Origin of the sequence: Pseudodesulfovibrio alkaliphilus (assembly GCF_009729555.1) — a bacterium.
In the GTDB taxonomy this organism is placed as follows: Bacteria; Desulfobacterota; Desulfovibrionia; order Desulfovibrionales; family Desulfovibrionaceae; genus Pseudodesulfovibrio; species Pseudodesulfovibrio alkaliphilus.
The window spans coordinates 1-16,724 of record NZ_WODC01000011.1; the positions used below are offsets into that span (position 1 = coordinate 1).

21 protein-coding genes are annotated in these 16,724 nt (G+C 57.2%); 3 read left to right on the forward strand and 18 right to left on the reverse strand.

Translation table 11 applies throughout. The annotated features are described in order from the left end of the window. Positions 1-113: 113 nt before the first annotated feature. The 5 genes from GKC30_RS13620 to GKC30_RS13640 all read right to left on the reverse strand — a co-directional run bounded on the left by GKC30_RS13620 (position 114) and on the right by GKC30_RS13640 (position 3,560). Positions 114-326 (reverse strand): hypothetical protein, encoded by a 213-nt coding sequence (locus GKC30_RS13620; RefSeq protein ID WP_155935526.1) that lies wholly within the window; start codon positions 324-326, stop codon positions 114-116. 88 nt (positions 327-414) lie between these two features. Then, on the reverse strand, positions 415-1,359 hold the full coding sequence (locus GKC30_RS13625; RefSeq protein WP_155935527.1) for a helix-turn-helix domain-containing protein: 945 nt from the start codon (positions 1,357-1,359) through the stop codon (positions 415-417). A 2-nt stretch (positions 1,360-1,361) separates the two neighbouring features. Then, entirely contained in the window at positions 1,362-1,568 is a 207-nt protein-coding gene (locus tag GKC30_RS13630) for a DNA-binding protein (protein ID WP_155935529.1), read from the reverse strand. Between the two features lie 207 nt (positions 1,569-1,775). Next, positions 1,776-2,408, reverse strand: coding sequence for a hypothetical protein (locus GKC30_RS13635; protein WP_155935531.1), 633 nt, complete (start codon positions 2,406-2,408; stop codon positions 1,776-1,778). 6 nt (positions 2,409-2,414) lie between these two features. Next, entirely contained in the window at positions 2,415-3,560 is a 1,146-nt protein-coding gene (locus tag GKC30_RS13640) for a tyrosine-type recombinase/integrase (RefSeq protein ID WP_155935532.1), read from the reverse strand. A 509-nt stretch (positions 3,561-4,069) separates the two neighbouring features. On the opposite strand from GKC30_RS13640, the gene GKC30_RS13645 reads away from it, so the two are divergent. Further along, positions 4,070-5,506, forward strand: coding sequence for a glycosyltransferase family 2 protein (locus GKC30_RS13645; RefSeq protein ID WP_231117197.1), 1,437 nt, complete (start codon positions 4,070-4,072; stop codon positions 5,504-5,506). Between the two features lie 124 nt (positions 5,507-5,630). Here GKC30_RS13645 and GKC30_RS15265 read toward each other — a convergent pair whose 3' ends face one another. The 6 genes from GKC30_RS15265 to GKC30_RS13670 form a co-directional block, all read right to left on the reverse strand. After that, positions 5,631-5,906: a FeoB-associated Cys-rich membrane protein gene (locus GKC30_RS15265; RefSeq protein WP_437179110.1), complete on the reverse strand. Its 276-nt coding sequence runs from the start codon at positions 5,904-5,906 to the stop codon at positions 5,631-5,633. A 191-nt stretch (positions 5,907-6,097) separates the two neighbouring features. Next, on the reverse strand, positions 6,098-6,925 hold the full coding sequence (locus GKC30_RS13650) for a DUF4198 domain-containing protein (RefSeq protein WP_155935534.1): 828 nt from the start codon (positions 6,923-6,925) through the stop codon (positions 6,098-6,100). A gap of 93 nt (positions 6,926-7,018) precedes the next feature. Next, complete coding sequence (locus GKC30_RS13655; RefSeq protein WP_155935535.1) at positions 7,019-7,336, reverse strand: hypothetical protein; 318 nt, start codon at positions 7,334-7,336, stop codon at positions 7,019-7,021. A 14-nt stretch (positions 7,337-7,350) separates the two neighbouring features. After that, positions 7,351-9,855 (reverse strand): ferrous iron transport protein B, encoded by a 2,505-nt coding sequence (gene feoB / locus GKC30_RS13660; RefSeq protein ID WP_155935536.1) that lies wholly within the window; start codon positions 9,853-9,855, stop codon positions 7,351-7,353. Then, entirely contained in the window at positions 9,852-10,076 is a 225-nt protein-coding gene (locus GKC30_RS13665) for a FeoA family protein (protein ID WP_155935537.1), read from the reverse strand. The genes feoB and GKC30_RS13665 overlap by 4 nt, the downstream gene beginning before the upstream one ends. A 65-nt stretch (positions 10,077-10,141) precedes the next feature. Further along, a complete protein-coding gene (locus tag GKC30_RS13670) occupies positions 10,142-10,366 on the reverse strand; it encodes a FeoA family protein (protein ID WP_155935538.1) in 225 nt (74 codons plus the stop codon). 212 nt (positions 10,367-10,578) lie between these two features. Here GKC30_RS13670 and GKC30_RS13675 point away from each other — a divergent pair, with 212 nt between their 5' ends. Then, positions 10,579-11,064: a Fur family transcriptional regulator gene (locus GKC30_RS13675; RefSeq protein ID WP_367614147.1), complete on the forward strand. Its 486-nt coding sequence runs from the start codon at positions 10,579-10,581 to the stop codon at positions 11,062-11,064. After that, positions 11,061-11,225, forward strand: a complete 165-nt coding sequence (locus GKC30_RS13680) for a hypothetical protein (RefSeq protein ID WP_155935540.1) — start codon at positions 11,061-11,063, stop codon at positions 11,223-11,225. Before GKC30_RS13675 ends, GKC30_RS13680 begins: the two co-directional genes overlap by 4 nt. Positions 11,226-11,336: 111 nt before the next feature. Here the strand turns inward: GKC30_RS13680 and GKC30_RS13685 are convergent, their stop codons facing one another. Genes GKC30_RS13685 through GKC30_RS13715 form a run of 7 tightly spaced genes read right to left on the reverse strand, consistent with a single transcriptional unit; the run spans position 11,337 to position 16,723 of the window. After that, positions 11,337-11,771 carry a Fur family transcriptional regulator gene (locus GKC30_RS13685; protein WP_155935541.1) on the reverse strand — a complete coding sequence of 145 codons (435 nt, stop codon included), beginning with the start codon at positions 11,769-11,771 and terminating at the stop codon, positions 11,337-11,339. Positions 11,772-11,794: 23 nt separating this feature from the next. Continuing rightward, on the reverse strand, positions 11,795-12,256 hold the full coding sequence (locus tag GKC30_RS13690; RefSeq protein WP_155935542.1) for a hypothetical protein: 462 nt from the start codon (positions 12,254-12,256) through the stop codon (positions 11,795-11,797). Next, complete coding sequence (locus GKC30_RS13695) at positions 12,253-13,590, reverse strand: vWA domain-containing protein (RefSeq protein WP_155935543.1); 1,338 nt, start codon at positions 13,588-13,590, stop codon at positions 12,253-12,255. Before GKC30_RS13695 ends, GKC30_RS13690 begins: the two co-directional genes overlap by 4 nt. A 2-nt stretch (positions 13,591-13,592) precedes the next feature. After that, positions 13,593-14,576: an AAA family ATPase gene (locus GKC30_RS13700; RefSeq protein ID WP_367614148.1), complete on the reverse strand. Its 984-nt coding sequence runs from the start codon at positions 14,574-14,576 to the stop codon at positions 13,593-13,595. A gap of 24 nt (positions 14,577-14,600) precedes the next feature. After that, positions 14,601-14,987, reverse strand: coding sequence for a DUF1987 domain-containing protein (locus tag GKC30_RS13705; RefSeq protein WP_155935544.1), 387 nt, complete (start codon positions 14,985-14,987; stop codon positions 14,601-14,603). Between the two features lie 9 nt (positions 14,988-14,996). Continuing rightward, positions 14,997-15,551, reverse strand: coding sequence for a SiaB family protein kinase (locus GKC30_RS13710; protein ID WP_155935545.1), 555 nt, complete (start codon positions 15,549-15,551; stop codon positions 14,997-14,999). Positions 15,552-15,562: 11 nt separating this feature from the next. Beyond that, entirely contained in the window at positions 15,563-16,723 is a 1,161-nt protein-coding gene (locus GKC30_RS13715) for a PP2C family protein-serine/threonine phosphatase (RefSeq protein WP_231117198.1), read from the reverse strand. Between the last annotated feature and the right edge of the window lies 1 nt (position 16,724).

Genomic DNA, 16,724 nt, shown 5'->3' on the forward strand with positions numbered 1-16,724 from the left:
CAGGGACGGACGCCGAACCAGGTCTTCCTGGACGGCATCGTGAAAGGCAAGAAAACGGAAACCGAAGAAGCAGCGTAACTCACCCCGCCAGGGGCGGCGGTGTCAGGTGAATACTATCTCTGTACAGCTTGAAGCTCTCGCCTGTCCTTTCTTGAGGCATGTGGCTTTTTCACGATCCGTTCGCAAAAGGCGTTTCGCCACCGAACAACGCGAGCGAGCTTCGCTTTGTCTTTCGCGGCATCAAAATGTTGTTTGGAAAAGGAGGTATCCAGTTTCAGGAATTTCTTGATGATTCTGATGCTCTCCGCGCTCAACTTCAATTCCATGGTCATTTGCTCCTGTCTTATTGGGGTTTCTCGTCCCAAGGGATCGGGGAACGCACCACAATTCATTGTGCGTACCAGTGCAAACCATCTATTCGATTGACTCATATTTTGAGAACATTATTCTAATCCAAATGTCTTCAGAATAAATGTGTGGCTTACTTTCGCATTTTGCAGGATGCTCAGAAGATATTGTTTCCCACCATACTCGCGCTTTCATAGAAATTTCTTGCAACTTACTGTGAAGAGTTTCTTTCTCATGTTGAATATTGTTTGTTTCATGAAGCACTGCCTCTGCATTTTTCATGTTATCTCGGTTCCATCGGATCAGTTCATCAAAATCTGACATATCCAGTATTCCTTGTGCTGCCTTTCGGATGAGAGATGTTCTCAGTCGCTCACTGCTCTTTCGAATCTCACCTTCGGCAACAGTGCGCTTGACCTTCAAATCGATGTATCGGTTTTGCTTCTCACACAAAGAAGAACTACAACCACCACGCGACTCTTCAGAACCTTGGTCCTCACTTTGGGAATGTGTAGTGGTGGTAGTATTCTTTTGATTCTCTTCATGAACCTCTTTGGGTCCACTCTGTAAACCGGGCTGGTCTACAGGGTGAACTAGGATTGGTTCATTTTGTATACTGGGAGCATTGCCAGAAGCAGCTCCTGGTACACAGTGTGTACCAGGAGCATTGAACGGTTCATCGAAAATAGGATGCCACAAGAAGTAGTACCGATTCGTCTTCTGATTACCTAGTTCCGCACCGCTGGGTATATGCTTTTCCAAGAACCCCTTATCAACGAGGGACTTCACACTTTTTATCGCGCCACTCCTGGAGATACCTAATTCATGGGCGATTCTGGTGAAGGATGGAAAGCAAAGCCCATTTCCCCCAGCAAACTGGCATAGACGTGCCCAAACAAGCTTGTCAGTGGGGGATAATAGCCTTGTCCTGGCAACAAGGTTCGGAAGAAACATACCGTTGAACAAACGATACGGATTGAACCGTTGCCCTGTTTTGAGGTGGTTTGCCATGACTACTCCGCAGGATTACGAAGAACGGTTGTGCCGCTGGCAAATTCATCCAATACGGTTCGCTCATAGTACACGCGCATGGAGATTTTTTTATACGGCGGACCACCACCGCGACACCGCCACTTCTCCAATGTCTGAGGCGCAAATTCTATCCCCAACGTTTTCAAATAATCGGACGCTTCCCGCGTGTTCAGGTTTCTCTTTTCCATAGCTGTCTCCTTTTTGTCTTTACATCCTGGGCATTGACGCAATGGAGACACGCGGAAATATTTTGCACAGCATTAATATTAACTTTTTTTCATATGAAAAAATTCAAACCAGCCCACTAGAATAACTGCTATTTGCACATCAAAAAAACGACTAGTAAAAACTAGTCGTTCTCTCGATGCACAACTTTCTGGATTTTTCAGGAGAGATTAAGTCCAAGATTCGAATTCTGCCTGTTCCCTCGTTCTAAAGAGTCTCTCTCCATCATCAGCCCACTTCCTGCTAAGGCGCTTGTAAGTGTCATATACGGGTTTACGATCAGGCTTATAAAAATTTGAATTCTCCACAAATGAATTCAATTCCTGAACTGCCCCTCTTAACCATCGCCCGTTGCCATGATCTCTAACCATACCAGCATCGACAATGAATGCTCGTCCAACACAGCATATTTCATAAACTTCTTCTAACTTGGCATGCTTTCCAAGGTTTCGGCATAACAGCTTCAGGCCGCGATAAAACCTATTTATTAAGAACTCATTTTTGAAACTTCTACTTCCAAGCATATTGCGGAAAACACCACACAGCAATCTGTGTTTAGTTCCATATAAACGCTCACTCACTAAGCCTTGTACTGGCAAAAAAATGCAAACTGCTACCAACAAAATAGCTATATAAACCCACACGAAATTATGATATTTTACTAGCATCGCAAGCAAAGAGACTATAGAAATAATCAATGATACACTGAATGATAAAATCAAATGTTTTGCAAAACTTTTATTCAAATCCAAAGGAGTTATCTTGTTCTTATTCGATTCCAATAAATACGATTTCTGCCCCATAACAACCTACCTTTTCATTATCAAAGAAGCAGCACGTTCACTGGCCTTCTTCTTGGTGTCTGGCAAAAACTGACCATACCTTTTCGTCATGTCCCGATCTTTGTGAGTTAACAACTCACCAATCATATCGAGAGAAAATTCACCTGAATTTGCAAGGGTGACAGCGTAGTGATGCCGTAGTCCATGGAATATGCGGAAATTCTTAGGCAACTTCGCTTCTTCTTTGATGCGATTGACAGCACTGCTATTCACTCTCTGCGCACCCCCACGCCCAGGAAAGACATAAGGCGAACCAGGGGAAGTCATATCACGCCATTCAAGTTGCCTCATAAACAACTTGGAAACCGGGCCACTCATTGGGATAGAAACCGTCTGCCCTCCCTTTGGTTTTTGCAGCACGATCAGAGCTTGTTCAAAATGCAAGTCCTCATCGCGAAGCTTGTAAATCTCTCCGCGCCGCATACCCGTAAGCATAGCCAAACGCAGCATCCTGACCACATCCCTTGACGGCCATTTATCAAGCACACCGAAAAGACACTCAAGCTGCTTGGGCTTGAGGTATTCGACAACCTCGTTGTCACGCTTGGGCATCTTGATCTTGAACGGAAGCCGTTCACAGAGATTCGAATAAACACCAAAATTGATCACTCTGCGCAACATCTCCAAAGCTCCCCAGATTGAAGCGGCAGACAACCCCTGCATTTGAGTTTCGACTTTCTGCGCATCTAGAGGGGTCAACTTTCGTGGAGTCAGTTTTCCCAATATCGGGGACACATGGTTTTCATAACGCCCTTTATCGATCTTGACGCTTTGTCTCCCTGTGTCGCGATTTTTGAAGTAGGCCTCGGCGATCTCGTCCACTGTTCTATTGCGCTGACGCTCTTCCTGACGGATTTCCTTTTGCGTCTTGACCGTGTTGCCGTGCCGAGCTTTTTTCACGCGCTCAGAGCGCAGCTCGTCTGCCGTTTGCGGGGAATACCCTTCCCCCTTCCATCCGACTTTTTCCCAAATCTTCCTGCCATCGACCTTATAAGTAATATAGTAGCAAACATCAGGCTTGCCATCGACACGCCGCGTATTGCTCGAATACCCGTAAACCCCAGGCCAGCGATGGGGATCAACTCTCTTTCGCGTTCCATTCCCGAGTGCCATACGCCCTCCTATTGCTACCCTATTGCTACCCAAAAGCGCAAAAAGAAGCAAATACTCTTCTGCAATCGGAAACAGAAGCAAGGCCACAGACAGAATTAAACTCAATAAAAACAGACATAATCAAAGAAAATAAAAGAAAAAGAAAACACGTCAAACAAACGGTATTTTGCGTTCGGGACGCAGAGACCGGAGGTTCAAATCCTCTCATCCCGACCAGGAAAAGCAAGGCACTTGCGGCAAACGCCGTGGGTGCCTTTTTTTATTCATTGTCCTGGCCTATCCCGGATCATCGAATAGGGCGATTATAAAGGATTTTGGTGACAATCTTGTGACCAACGGGACAATCTCGGAAGCAACACAATACATATCAAGGTCTTACCCCTAAACATTTTTATTGACTTCTTTCCAACTTAGGAAGATTTAGCAGTCTACAGGATGGCCCTCCGGTGGTTGGGCTTTTTTTTGTGTGTTTTGTTGGGCCATCCGACTAGAGGAACATCACGATGTTTATGAACAAGGTATCACCCGATCAGGGAGGCGCGAGCGTCGGCCGCGAAGGGTATGCCATGGCTTCTGGCAACACCGGGGCCTCCGTCTGGATGAAGGGGTTTCTGGCCGCGAGTCTCATGGTGCTCCTGGCACTGCTCGTATTCAACTCCCTGCTCTACGCGGGCAAGGTACACCTGTCGCTGTCCATGCCCCTGAACGCCGTCTGGCGGGCCGGGGTCTATCTGCTCATCCTGGTCAACCTGGGTGTGCTCGCGTGGCGCGTCTACCTCGTGCTGCGTTATCGCCCGGCGCCCCACTGCGCCGACGAGGAGCTTGTCTCCTGCACCGTCATCATCCCGGCATACAATGAAGGCCGCCAAGTGCTCGATACCTTGCGCAGCGTCATGGCCAGCGACTATCCGGCCGACAAGCTGCAGGTTATCTGCGTGGACGACGGAAGCAAGGATGACACATGGCTGTGGATGCACCGCGGGGGCGAGGAGTTCGGCGACCGTGTCGAACTGATCCGCGCTCCAAGAAATCAGGGCAAGCGCCACGCACTGAATCATGGTTTTTTGCGCGCCACAGGCAACGTCATCGTAACCATTGATTCTGATTCCGAAATCGAAACCACGACCCTGCGCTCCATCGTCAGCGTCTTCTGCCGCAATCCGCGGGTGGGGGCCGTGGCGGGCAACGTCCGGGTGCTCAACACCCGCCAGGGCATCATCCCCAAGATGCTCGACGTGGCCTTCACCTACTCCTTCGACTTCATCCGCGCCTCCCAGAGCACCTTCAATACGGTCATGTGCACCCCGGGTGCCCTCTCGGCCTACGACGCCGCCCTGGTCATGAAGATACGCGAAACATGGCTGCGACAGACCTTTCTGGGCCAACCCGCCAATATCGGCGAGGACAGGGCAATGACCAACCTCATTCTCAAAGAGGGGCGGTTGGTCCATTTCCAGAGCGATGCCGTGGTCTACACGAATGTGCCCGTCAAATATCGCGGCCTATGCAAGATGATGCTGCGCTGGGCGCGTTCCAACATTCGCGAGACCATCGCCTTGAGCCGCTTCGGCTTTACCCGGTTCCGCCCCGAGCCGGTACTGGGCGCCCAGGTGGACCTCTCCCACCAATGGCTGCGACTGACCTGCAACGAGCTGCTCAAGCTCGGGCTTGTCTCCTCCCTGATCAACTGGCCGGGCGCGACCCTCTACGGCTTGGCTGTGGGCATGCTCCTCGCCTCCATCATGCCCGCCTTCCTCCATCTGCTCAGGTATCGCTCGCCAGCCTGCCTCTGGGCTTTCCCCTACACGGTGTTGATGCTCTTTGGACTGACCTGGATCAGCCTCTACGCCCTGCTCACCCCGCACAAGAACGGCTGGCTCACCCGTGACCTCGCCGCCGCCCCGCTTCCCGCGCAGGAAAGACTGTGGCGGGATGAAGCGGCCTGATTCCCGCACCCCGGACAACCGAAACCACACGACACAAAACCCCCGCCTGCCTCATGGCAAGCGGGGGTTTCTCGGGTCCGGTCCCAGCCGGACGCCAGGCAAGGCGAAACCGCGCCCAGCAGGATCATTGAGAACCTTTGCTCCCCTGCTCCTCCTCAGTTCCGGAAGGCCCTGCCTCCCGGGCATCTTTCCCGCCGACCCCGGACTCACCGCCCTGGCCATCGAGAGACTTGCTCCCTTCAGGCTTGTCCGCTCCGGCCGAAGTATCGCAGACTCCAGGCCCGCCGCAATCGCAGCCGCACCCGCACCCGGACTTGCCGGAGGAAAGTCTGCCCGTGAGTCGCAGAAATAGATAGACTCCGGCCGCCGCCACAATGATGAGTACGATTAGTGTGTCCATAATTCATCTCCTCCTCGGGGCATCGCCCGGTCGATGTCGCCCGCATGGCATGGTTCAACGGATTATCGTGACGACAACGCGAGGCGTTTCCGTAAAAGACCGTGCACAGAACCTCACTCCTTGGGGCGCGACGACCCGGACCACCCGGACCGCCGCGCCCGCCAGGGGGGGCTACGCAGGTTGCGGGATGGTTACTTCATGTCCACGGCCTTGACCCAGATAACGGCGTCCTGCGACAATTCCTTGCCGTTATGCTCGGTGTCGGGACCGATGCCCAGAGCGGCAAAGCCCCACCAGCCGGCCTTGGGAATGCCGAAAGTGATGTAGCCGTTGTCGTCGGAGAAGATGGTCTGGGTGATGAAGGCGTCGTGCGGATACTCGACGGAAGAAGCCTCGGGCATGGAATTGGTCTTGAGGTCGGGCATGTGGCTCATGAATTCCACCTCGACCTCAGCACCGGCCACGGGCTTGCCCTCGGAGAGCACCTGGGCCTTGAAGACGTTGCCGGTCCACATGGCATAGGGCTTGATCAGAGGCACGATTTCGCAGGGGAGCCCCACGGGCTCGGACCAATTGCCGGGCACTCCGCCCACGTTCATGATCACCTTGGTGATCTGCTGCATGTAGAGGTCTTCTTCCTTCTCGAAGTAGTAGCCGGGCTTCATGACGAAGACGTAGTCACCCATGGAGCGCACTTCCTTCCTGGGAATCACGCCCGCGAAGGCGGGAGCCTTGGAGCCGGGATTGGTCCATTCGATCTGCTTGAGGTGACCCTTGAGGTCGATTTTCTTGGGCTCCGAGTCGCCGCGCTGGAACACGGCGTAGAACTCCTCCACGCCGCCCATATCCATCATGTGTCCGGCTTCGGCGGGATGGGTGAACAGGATGCGGACATCCATGTCTTCAGCCTGTTCAAAGGCGATTTCCGGGGTGTAGACCACCATGAAGTGGGCAAAGGCCGAGCTGACCACGGCAAGCACGCAGGCCACGGTCAAAAGCATGATGAACCGTTTTTTCATGAAACCTCTCCTTGGAATGAAATTGAGTGTTGTTTTCAGACAACGGATATGAAAATGGCGCACAACGGCACGTCCGCTGTGCGCCGCACTTCCTTACTCCACGATATTTGAGCCGTCGATGACCACGCTGTGGCCCTCGCCTGCGTCGAATACAACGGTGTAGGCGCCCTCGGGCTTGTTAAAGGTGAACTCGCTATCCTGGTTCATCTTGCCCTCAATGAGCACGTTGCCGTCAGCTCCCTTGACGTGCATGGACACTCCGGCAGCGGACGAGCCGTCGGAGAATCCGCCCTCGCAGGTCACAGTGCCGTCACCGTTGTCAAAGCAGCTCATGAGCGGGCTGTGGGCGAATGCCTGGACAGAGAGTGTCAGCATTGCGGCCAACAGGCAGAGAATCAACAGTTTTTTCATTTTTTCACTCCTCCTTAAGAGCATTTATTTTTGCATATTTCCTTCCCGTCCACCACGGTGGTCCGGGCCTCTTCCCTTGTGGGGATCAACGCCATGATCACGGTTACAGCCACGCACAGGGCATAAAAAGCCCACATGGCCTGGAACCCGCTCAGCGAGAGCATGCTCCCGCCGCTGAAGACCAGAACGGCCACAAACAGCCCGAGCAGAGACTGGTAGCCGATGGAGAACAGCATCCACTTGGTGGAATTGGCCTGATGGCGCACCATGATCGAAGTGGGGATGCACGGCGGATACAAGGCCATGAAGAGCATCAGGGCCAGGGCGTGCAGCGGTGTGAACCCGGCCTCGGCCTGCTTCATGCTCTCCTCCACGGACAGGCCGGAACCGTCGATGCCGTAGATGGAGCCCAGGGTGGCCGCGCTGTTTTCCTTGGCCGCAAAGGCGGACAAAAGCGCGATGTTGATGCGCCAGTTGAACCCGGCGTACTGGGTGACAGGCTCAATGGCCCGACCGAGCACGCCGAGAAAGCTGCCCTCGAAGCGTTCGGTGCGAATTTCTCGCCGAAGCTGCTTGCGTGTTGAGATGACCTTGCGCAATTCCCGGTTCAGCGTCCTGCCGTCGTCTCCCTGCCGCCGGACCACGGCGGAGTAAACCGGGTTTGCCGCGTCGAAGCGCGCATTGATGGTGTCGGACACAGCCTGATCGGTAACGCCGACTTTGGCCTGCTTGAGGGCCTCGTCAAAGAGAATAATACCCAGCACATCATCGCGGGTGATCACACCCTTGTATTCGGTCTTGTCCACCTCGGCCATAAAGGCGTCTATGGCGGCCTTTTCCTCGGCGGCAAAGTGCGCCGCGCGTGTCTCGCTGAGACCGGGGAAGTTGATGAGCACGAAGACCACAACGGCCACCGCCGCCACAACGGTGATGATTTTCTTCAAAAAAAGCCATGTGCGCTCAATGGACCGGCGCATCACGCCGCCCATGGTCGGCACATGGTAGGGCGGCATCTCCATGATGAATGGGGCATGTTCCTTCTTGCGCAGCACGGTCATGGAAAGAGCCTTGGCCACAGGCAGGGCCATGAACAGGGTCACAGTGGCGATGAAGAACATGGCCAACCCACCCGCTTGCGGAAAATAGGCATCAATGAGGATAAGATAGAGCGGAACCTTGGCCAGGCAGTTCATCATCGGCACGATGAGAATGGTAGCCAGCCGGGCGCGTTCGTCCGGGATGGCCTTGGTAGCCATGACTCCGGGTATGGCGCAGCCGCCCACATACACCCCGCCCAGGATCATGGGCAGGGTGGACTGTCCGTGCAGACCGAAACGCCGGAAGAGCCTATCGAGGATAAAGGCCATGCGCGGCATGTATCCACTGTCCTCAAGGGCGGCGATAAAGGCGAAGAGCAGGATGAAGATGGGCAGATAATTGAGAATGGCGGTCATGGACTTGACCACCCACTCGCCAAGGGAACGGACAAGCGGATCCTCGATGAAACCTGCTTCGGGCAGCAGATCGGAAACCAGGTTTTCGATGCCTCCCCACAAGGGCCACACTTCAACGGCCAGCCATCCTCCGAAGACGATGGAAACCTGGTACAATGCCAGCAGAATAAGAATGAGAATGACCGGCCCCAAAACGCGATGGCATATGAACCGATCCGCTCTGTCCGACAGTGAGCGCCCCCTGCCCTCCTCGACCGCCACCACCTCACGGGCAATGCGTCCGGCGGCGGTATGCCTGGCATAGGCAACCTGGCGCTCGATGTCGCGGCCCTCGCTTTCGAGGAATCCGGCCCGCGCCTTTGTCACCGCATCCATCACGGCCTGCGGTTCCGAATGCGCCCGGCGCAGCAGTGCCTCGGCTTCCTGGTCCTTCTCCAGCAGCTTCACCGCCAGCCAGCGCAAGGGATACTGCGCACCCAGGGTCGGCTCTTTGCCCAGCAAAATCGAAATATCCTCAATGCGCGGCTCAAGAGGGCCGTAATCCACCACGAACGGAGCCACCCTCTTGTCGGCATGGGCATTCTCCACGGCCATGCGGATGGCCTCCTTGCCTTCCCCTTTCTTGGCCACCGTCGGCACCACAGGGACGCCGAGAAGCTCCTCAAGTCTGGCGACATCCAGACTCTGCCCGCGCCGGGTGGCCACGTCCATCATGTTCAGCGCCACCACAGTGGGCACCTCCATCTCGAGTAGCTGGATGGTGAGGTAGAGATTGCGCTTGAGATTGGAGGCATCGGCAACGTCGATGACCACGCCGGGGTTGTCGTTAAGCAAAAAATCCCGAGCCACCCGTTCTTCAAGGGAATACGAGGTCAGGCTGTAAGTTCCGGGCAAGTCCACCAGTTCGACCCGCAAGTCGCCCAATGAAAAAAATCCCGTCTTCTTCTCGACGGTCACGCCAGGATAGTTGGCAACATGCTGACGGGCTCCGGTGAGCATGTTGAAAACCGTTGATTTGCCGCAGTTGGGCTGCCCTGCCAATGCGACCAGAAGGCTCGAACTCATTGGTGCTTCACCTCGACATACTTGGCTTCATCGTGCCGAATGCTGACATGGTATCCGTCAAGTTGCAGCACCACGGGATCGACAAGCGGCGCGTTGCGCACCACTTCAATGCTCGCCCCCGGGCAGAACCCAAGGTCCATGAGCCGCTGCCCGAGCGGACCATCGGTATGCAGATCAACCATGACACACCGTGCGCCGGGTTTCATCTCATCCAGTGTCATTCCCTAATACCCCCTGATCCGGGCGGCCCGGACCCGTTGTAAGTGATTTGGGCGCCGCGGCGACCTCAGGCGACCAGCACCTTGTCGGCCACGCCGCGCTCGACCATGATCCGCCCCTCGCCCACCGAGACAAGAAGCGGCCCGCCGCCATTGGTAAGCACATCCACTTCAATCCCGGGAATTATGCCCATGGATTCCAGCCTGGCTCTGGCCTTGCCTCCGGCATCCACAGCCAAAACAAATACGGATTCCCCGTCCGGCACACCGGCCAGCGTCCTTCGTGACGACATCGCCCACCCCTTAAGTTGCCAAGATTACGGTTGCAATTGATAATGAATTTCGGTATCAGAAATAGACCTTGAAACACGGAAGGTCAACGAAAAAATGCAATTGAGACGCAGTCTCAAAGAGGCGCGAGAAACCGTTCGCAATGACACGTTCATGACACTGCTCATTGCAGATAAACCCGCGAGAATACCGAACTGAACCACGGAGAGAGGTTGTGAAAGAGGCACTTAAGACATTTAAGGATTATCTGGCTGCCAACAAGCTCAAGCTGACACGGCAGCGCCTGCTCATCTTCAAGGTCTTCCTGAGTCAGGACTCCATGCTGACCTCTGAAGGATTGCTGCGCAAGGTTGTGGAGATGGATGCCACCATCAGCAGATCCTCGGTCTACCGGACGGTCAGACATCTTCACCAGTCCGGCGTGGCCCGCTGCATCCGGCTATCCGACGGAACCACCCGCTACGAACCCATGGGCGACCACCACAGCAAGATGATCTGCGAGCGGTGCGGTCGCCAGTTCCCACTCATCAACCCCTATCTCGATTGCCTCCAGCGCGAGTCGGCGCGCCAGCAGCGGTTCACCCTCTTCCACTGCCAGACAGTACTGCACGGCCTTTGCCACGAGTGTACGAATGCAACCAACGGTGTCCCGGGCAGCCCCTGCGAGGCGGTCTGCGACACGACACGGGAGAAGCCATGACCATACGCAGTTCCATCGCCAGCGGCAGGGACGCTCGCGCCGACCTCGGACGCGGCATCCGCTCCATGTTCACCGTCAAAAAGGACGAGTGCGCCACTCCGCCGGTGGACACGGAATCGGAGCGAAGAAAAACCCCCAAGCCGGAGATTCTCAGCGAGTAGCGCCTACGCCCCCCCGGCAAAAAAACGCCGGGCCTTGGCAGGCCCGGCGCGGACGGATTCGCCTAGCGGGGGGAGGCGAATCGTCCTGATTCCCGAAAAAACAACGACAGGCTAGCCTGTCCCGGAACACCCGGGACAGAGGCCGTAGAGCACCATGCGGTGCCGGGTCAGCGTGAATCCGTGCTCTTGGGCCACAGCGGCCTGCCTGCGCTCAATGGTTTCATCCACGATCTCGACCTTGCGCCCGCATTCGACACAAACAAGATGATCGTGATGGGCATGGCCATAGTGGTGTTCGTAAAGCGTCACCCCCTCGCCCAGGTCAAAGGCATCGGCCAGACCGGACTCCACAAGCAGCTTGAGGGTCCGGTAGACCGTTGCCTGGCCGATGTCAGGCACCTGACTGCTCACACGAGTATAGAGCTGTTCCGCCGTGAAGTGCCCCTCGCTTTCGAGGAACGTCTCAACGATCACCCTGCGCTGGTGGGTCATGCTCATCCCGTTGTCGCCCAGATACTCCATGAACACCTGTCTTGCCGATTTCATCGTCTTCTCCTGTTTCCGCATCATCAGAATCCTGCCGCCGCCAGAAACCTCGCGGAGACCACACCCTTGGCGATGTGCTTTCTCGTGGCGTCCGTCAGATCAAGCTCGCTGACAATGTCCAGCGGCGCACTGTCGTAGGCGGCGGTCAAAACCGTTTCAAAGTCGCGACGAAGCCGGGCAAAGGCCTCGTCCACGTCGCTGAAGTTGGTCCCTGGGCCTCGCCAGGGCAGCGTCAGGGTCTCACCGAAGGTCTTCATGACATGACTTGGGGTCATCAGCCGGTGCCACCCCGGCAAAGTCCCGGCTCGCTCATCCTGACCCGGATGGCAATACGAGCGCCAGGCCGAAGGCGGCTTGACAACAGCCTTTTCCAAGACCACCTGGGGCACAGCCAGATCAATTTCAAAGGACTCCAGTTCAATGGAGTAGGTCAGCACCGGCCGGTGATAGCCGCGTCGCTTCCTGATTTCCCATTGCATCCTCATGCGCCATCCTCCCTGACCGCCACCTCGACAATCTCGCCGAAGGGGGCAGCGGTTCCGCCTCCGCCCACCCGAGCCCAGAGAACCGGATACTCCGGCTCGCGCTCGGGAAAACGGGAGCATTCCATGTCCGTAAGATACACAAGGCAAGCCGGGATCACTCCCTCGGCCGCCACCCAGTCGAAGACCGGACGATAATCGGTTCCCCCGCCACCTACGGGTTCGATCTCAAGGGGCAGATCCGACCGACTGAAGGTGCGCACCGAGGTCAGCCCGGCATCGCAGCAAAGCACATGAACCGTGGTGTCATAGGTTTCAAGCAGGCCGGAAAGCTCGGCAGCGAACATATCCATCTCCCGCTCGTCCACGCTGCCCGAAGTGTCCAGAGCCAAAACCACTTCAGGAAGCCTGCGGTGCGACAGCGACGGCAGGACCACATTCATATGCAGGAAACGTCTGTTGGGGGGGCTCCAGCTATAGTCGTCCCTGGCCCGCTCGCTGATGTACCGGGACAGCAGCTCACGCCAGTCGAGCCGGGGGGCAAGCTGTTCGCGCACCAGCCGGGCAAGACCGCCGGGCAGCTCGCCGCACTCACGAGCCTGGCGCACTGCGTCGGCCAGGGCTATCTTCCACTCCTGATCCGTCTCGTCGTCCGACGAACCGCCTCCCTGGGCATGGTCAAGGGCGTCGCGTACCTCCCCACTCCCGCCCGGGTCCCCTTCGCCTTGGTCCTGAGCCTGCGACTCGTCCTCGCCGCCCTCGCCTCCGGCATCGCCGTCTTCGGCCGCCTTGGCCGCCCCATCGCCACTGTCGGCCCCCTCGCCAGGATCGCCCCCGTCGTCCGTATCGCCCGGAGTGGGCAAAACCTCGCGCTGCTCCTCCTGGCCTGTTTCCCGGCCCTCACCGTATCCTTCCGAAGGCATGCCGTCGCTCCCGCGCACGGAGGACAGCTCGGCATAGATGGCGTCAGCGCTCATGCCCCTGTAGGCAGGATTGTCCAAATGCCCCGGAGGCAGGGTGAACCCTGCGTCCAGAAGCACCCAATTGATGGCATGATCGCAGGCCACGTTCCACAGTCCGGCGTCGCGCCCGTTGCGCCGGACATGGTGCTGACAGGCGGGGTGCATGACCGTATGGGCGAGCATACCCAGCACCTGGGCCTCGCTCAAACTATCGACATAGGCCGGGTTGAAAGCAAGAACGCGGCCGTCGGTCCAGGCCGTGCGGCAGGAACGATCCTCCTTCGGCTCCATGCGCATGCACAGGGAACCGAAAAAGGGATGGTCCAGCAGCAGCGAGGTCCGAGCCCGGATCACTTTTTTGCGCGATGCGTTCATGACTAGAAGAGCACATCCGAATTGGCCGTGGCCCAATGGGCAAAGGCCGGGCACTCCACCACGCAGGGGGCGGTCCTGACGGAATCGCGCACCAGGAGCACGGCGAATTCGGCGGGCAACCTCGAGGCGTAGGCAATGATGCTGCCGGCGGTATCGGCCCCGGCCTTTCGGGCCAGTGCGCCGCACAGGGCGTACAGAGTGGCTGGCTCCTCGGGAATCTCCGCGGCATCCGGGCTTTCTATGACCCGGTCAGGATCAGGCAGTTGGCGATGGATGCGGGCGAACCCGATGAACTCCGCAGCCGCCCCCGGACCCACTGCGCCGCGAAGCAGATCCGCCTCAACCTCGGGAGCAGGGTCGGCCGCGAGCATCCGGGCCGCAAATTCCCAAGACCGAGGCGAGGGAAACGCCTTGTCGTCGCACCTGGGATCAAAGCTGTGCAGCAGATTGGGACGGTAGCGGACAAAGGCGCGAACCTCGTCGGGGAGCCCCTGAGCCTCGGCCCAGTCGAGCCACTGGTCGACATCCACTTCAAAATCAAGATGCACGAAGCGGTTGGACAGGGCCGAAGGCATCCTGTGGGTCACGGCCCTGTCGCTCTCGCGGTTGCCCGCCGCGATCACGGTCCACCCCTCGGGCAGTTCGTACTCGCCCACACGCCTATCCAGGATGAGCTGGTAGCAGGCAGCCTGCACCAGCGGCGGCGCGGCATTGAGTTCATCAAGGAAAAGTACGCCCCGACCCGCAACGGGCAGAAAGGCGGGGGGGCACCAGCGGGCCGTCCCGTCGCTTGAGACGGCAGGGATGCCGCGCAGGTCCACGGGATCAAGCAGCACGGCCCGAAGGTCGGTCAATTCGCATTTTAGCTCGGCGGCCACCTGGGCCACCACCTGGCTCTTGCCCACGCCGGGAGGGCCCCAGATGAATACGGGCTGTCGGATGGGAATCAGCGTCCGCAGGGACGCCTTGATCTGGCTCGGTGTCACTATTCGCCTCTCATTGCTGCCCGGTCAATCCACGTACTCCACAAGATTGAACCGGAGGTTTCGCACGTCTTCCATGAATTCCTCGCCGCATTCCATGGCGGTCTCGTTTTCTTCGTGGTAGCGCCAGTTGACAACGATGCTGCGGCCCTTGGCGGCCTCGGAATCCAGCATGTCGAACAAATCCATGAAGGTCTTGGAGGAAGAGCTGTTGAAGTAGAGTATCTCCATGTTCAATTCCACCCGGTCGTTACGGGCGTCGGACAGAAACCGCTCAAGCCAATCGAAGACCGGGCTGTAGAAATTCGAGCAATTTTCAGGATAGGACTCGCCCCGTATTTCCAAAATGCAGGTCTCGGGATCGAAATCTATATGCGGAGACGACTTGGTCGCCTGAACGCTGAAACGTGTCATGACAAACTCCTACTGGGCCACTACTTTCATGGAAAAAAACGAGGTGTCGCAGTCCAGAGGAACAAAGTCGAAGTCCATGGGGCGCGACGATTGACGGGCCATCTCAATAAAGCCGAGACCGGCACCCTTGGAATCCGCGTCCGGCAGTCTCCGACGACGTTCGCGATAATATTCCTTGAGATCCTGCCTGCCCATGGTGCGCAACAACTCAAGCTGGCCGGCCAGCCTGTCCACGTCCTCGGTGCGCACCTTGTTGCCGCAGGCAACAAAAAAACTGCCATCACTTTCACGCCCGACAACAACCTGACCATGAGCCATTTCACCCAAACCCTGGCTCAAGTGCGACGAACGCTCGGACGAGTAGCGCACGATGTTCTGCATCTGCTCCACCAGGATGGAGAAAACGCGCTGTACGCTGGCCATGGCCGCATCCTCGGCGCGCATCTTCTCGCGCATGATCCCGGCCAACCCCTCGACCATGGCTTGGGACACTGGCCCGTTAAAATAGAGGATCGTGCCCTTTGCCCTCATTTCCTCGTAATATTTATACAAATTTGTTGCCATATTCTCCTCCGTCACCTGACATCAAAGCCGAGTACGGTCATGTCGTCGCGGCGGGGCTCCTCGCCCTGATAGGCATTGACCAGAGCCAGCAGCTCCTCGCCAAGCCCTCCCACGGGCTGGTCCGCCCTATCCTCCAGAAACCGCATCAGCCGACTTTTGCCAAAGGGCAATCGCCGGGGACCGCCCACCTGATCCACGATGCCGTCAGTGGCCATGCAGACCCGGACACCGGGCGACAACGCCACCTCGACATCGGAAAAAACAAAATCCCGAGGAGAGCGAACATGACCGAGGCCGCAACGGTCGCCACGGATGCGACGGGCCGCACCCGCCTCCACCACATACAGAGGCGTGTTGGCTCCTGCGAAAACGAGCCGGGAACTCCCTGGCGCGATATGGCACAGGGCGCAATCCATGCCGTCGTCCGAACGGGCATCGCCCCCCTTCTGGCCCAGGGCGTCCTTGATCAGCGCGTTGGTCCTGGCAAGCACGCCCGCTGGCGAGGTGTCGCCGACAACCAGCGCCTTTTCCAGTAGCGACTGAACGATCAGCGTCATGAACGCGCCGGGCACTCCATGGCCCGTGCAGTCGATCACTCCCACGAAGAAGCCTTCGCCCCAGGGCTTGACCCAGTAAGCGTCTCCACCCACAACATCCCGCTGAAGCCAGAGCAGGAAGTGGTCTGGCAGGACAGCGGCAAGCTCCGCCTCATCGGGAAGAAACGCGGCCTGAATGTGCGAGGCGTAGTCGATGCTCTCAAGGATCTGGTTTCGCGCCTCGGCCAGGGACTGCATGGCCGTGGTCAGTCTGCGCTGGCGGCTGGCGATGGCATGGCCCATCCAGTGCATGTTGCGCTTGAGGTTCGCGAAGTCGTGCCCGTCCTCTTCATCGGGCGGCGCCTCTGTCAACACGTATTCGCCACGCTTGAGCAACTGGCACTGTGCGTTGAGTTCACGGATGCTGCGCAGGGCGATGACCTGACTGAGCCACTTGGCCAGAGGCACCACCAGGATGATGCCTACCACCAAAAATCCAACCATGAAGTTGATGACCGCCTGTTGGGCACCCGAGTGCCAAAACACCAAAGCGGTCAGGGGAAAAGCCACCATGGCCGCAAACAGCACGGCCGTCATCTTGCCCTCGACACTCATGGACGAAGCGGTACGTAGCAAG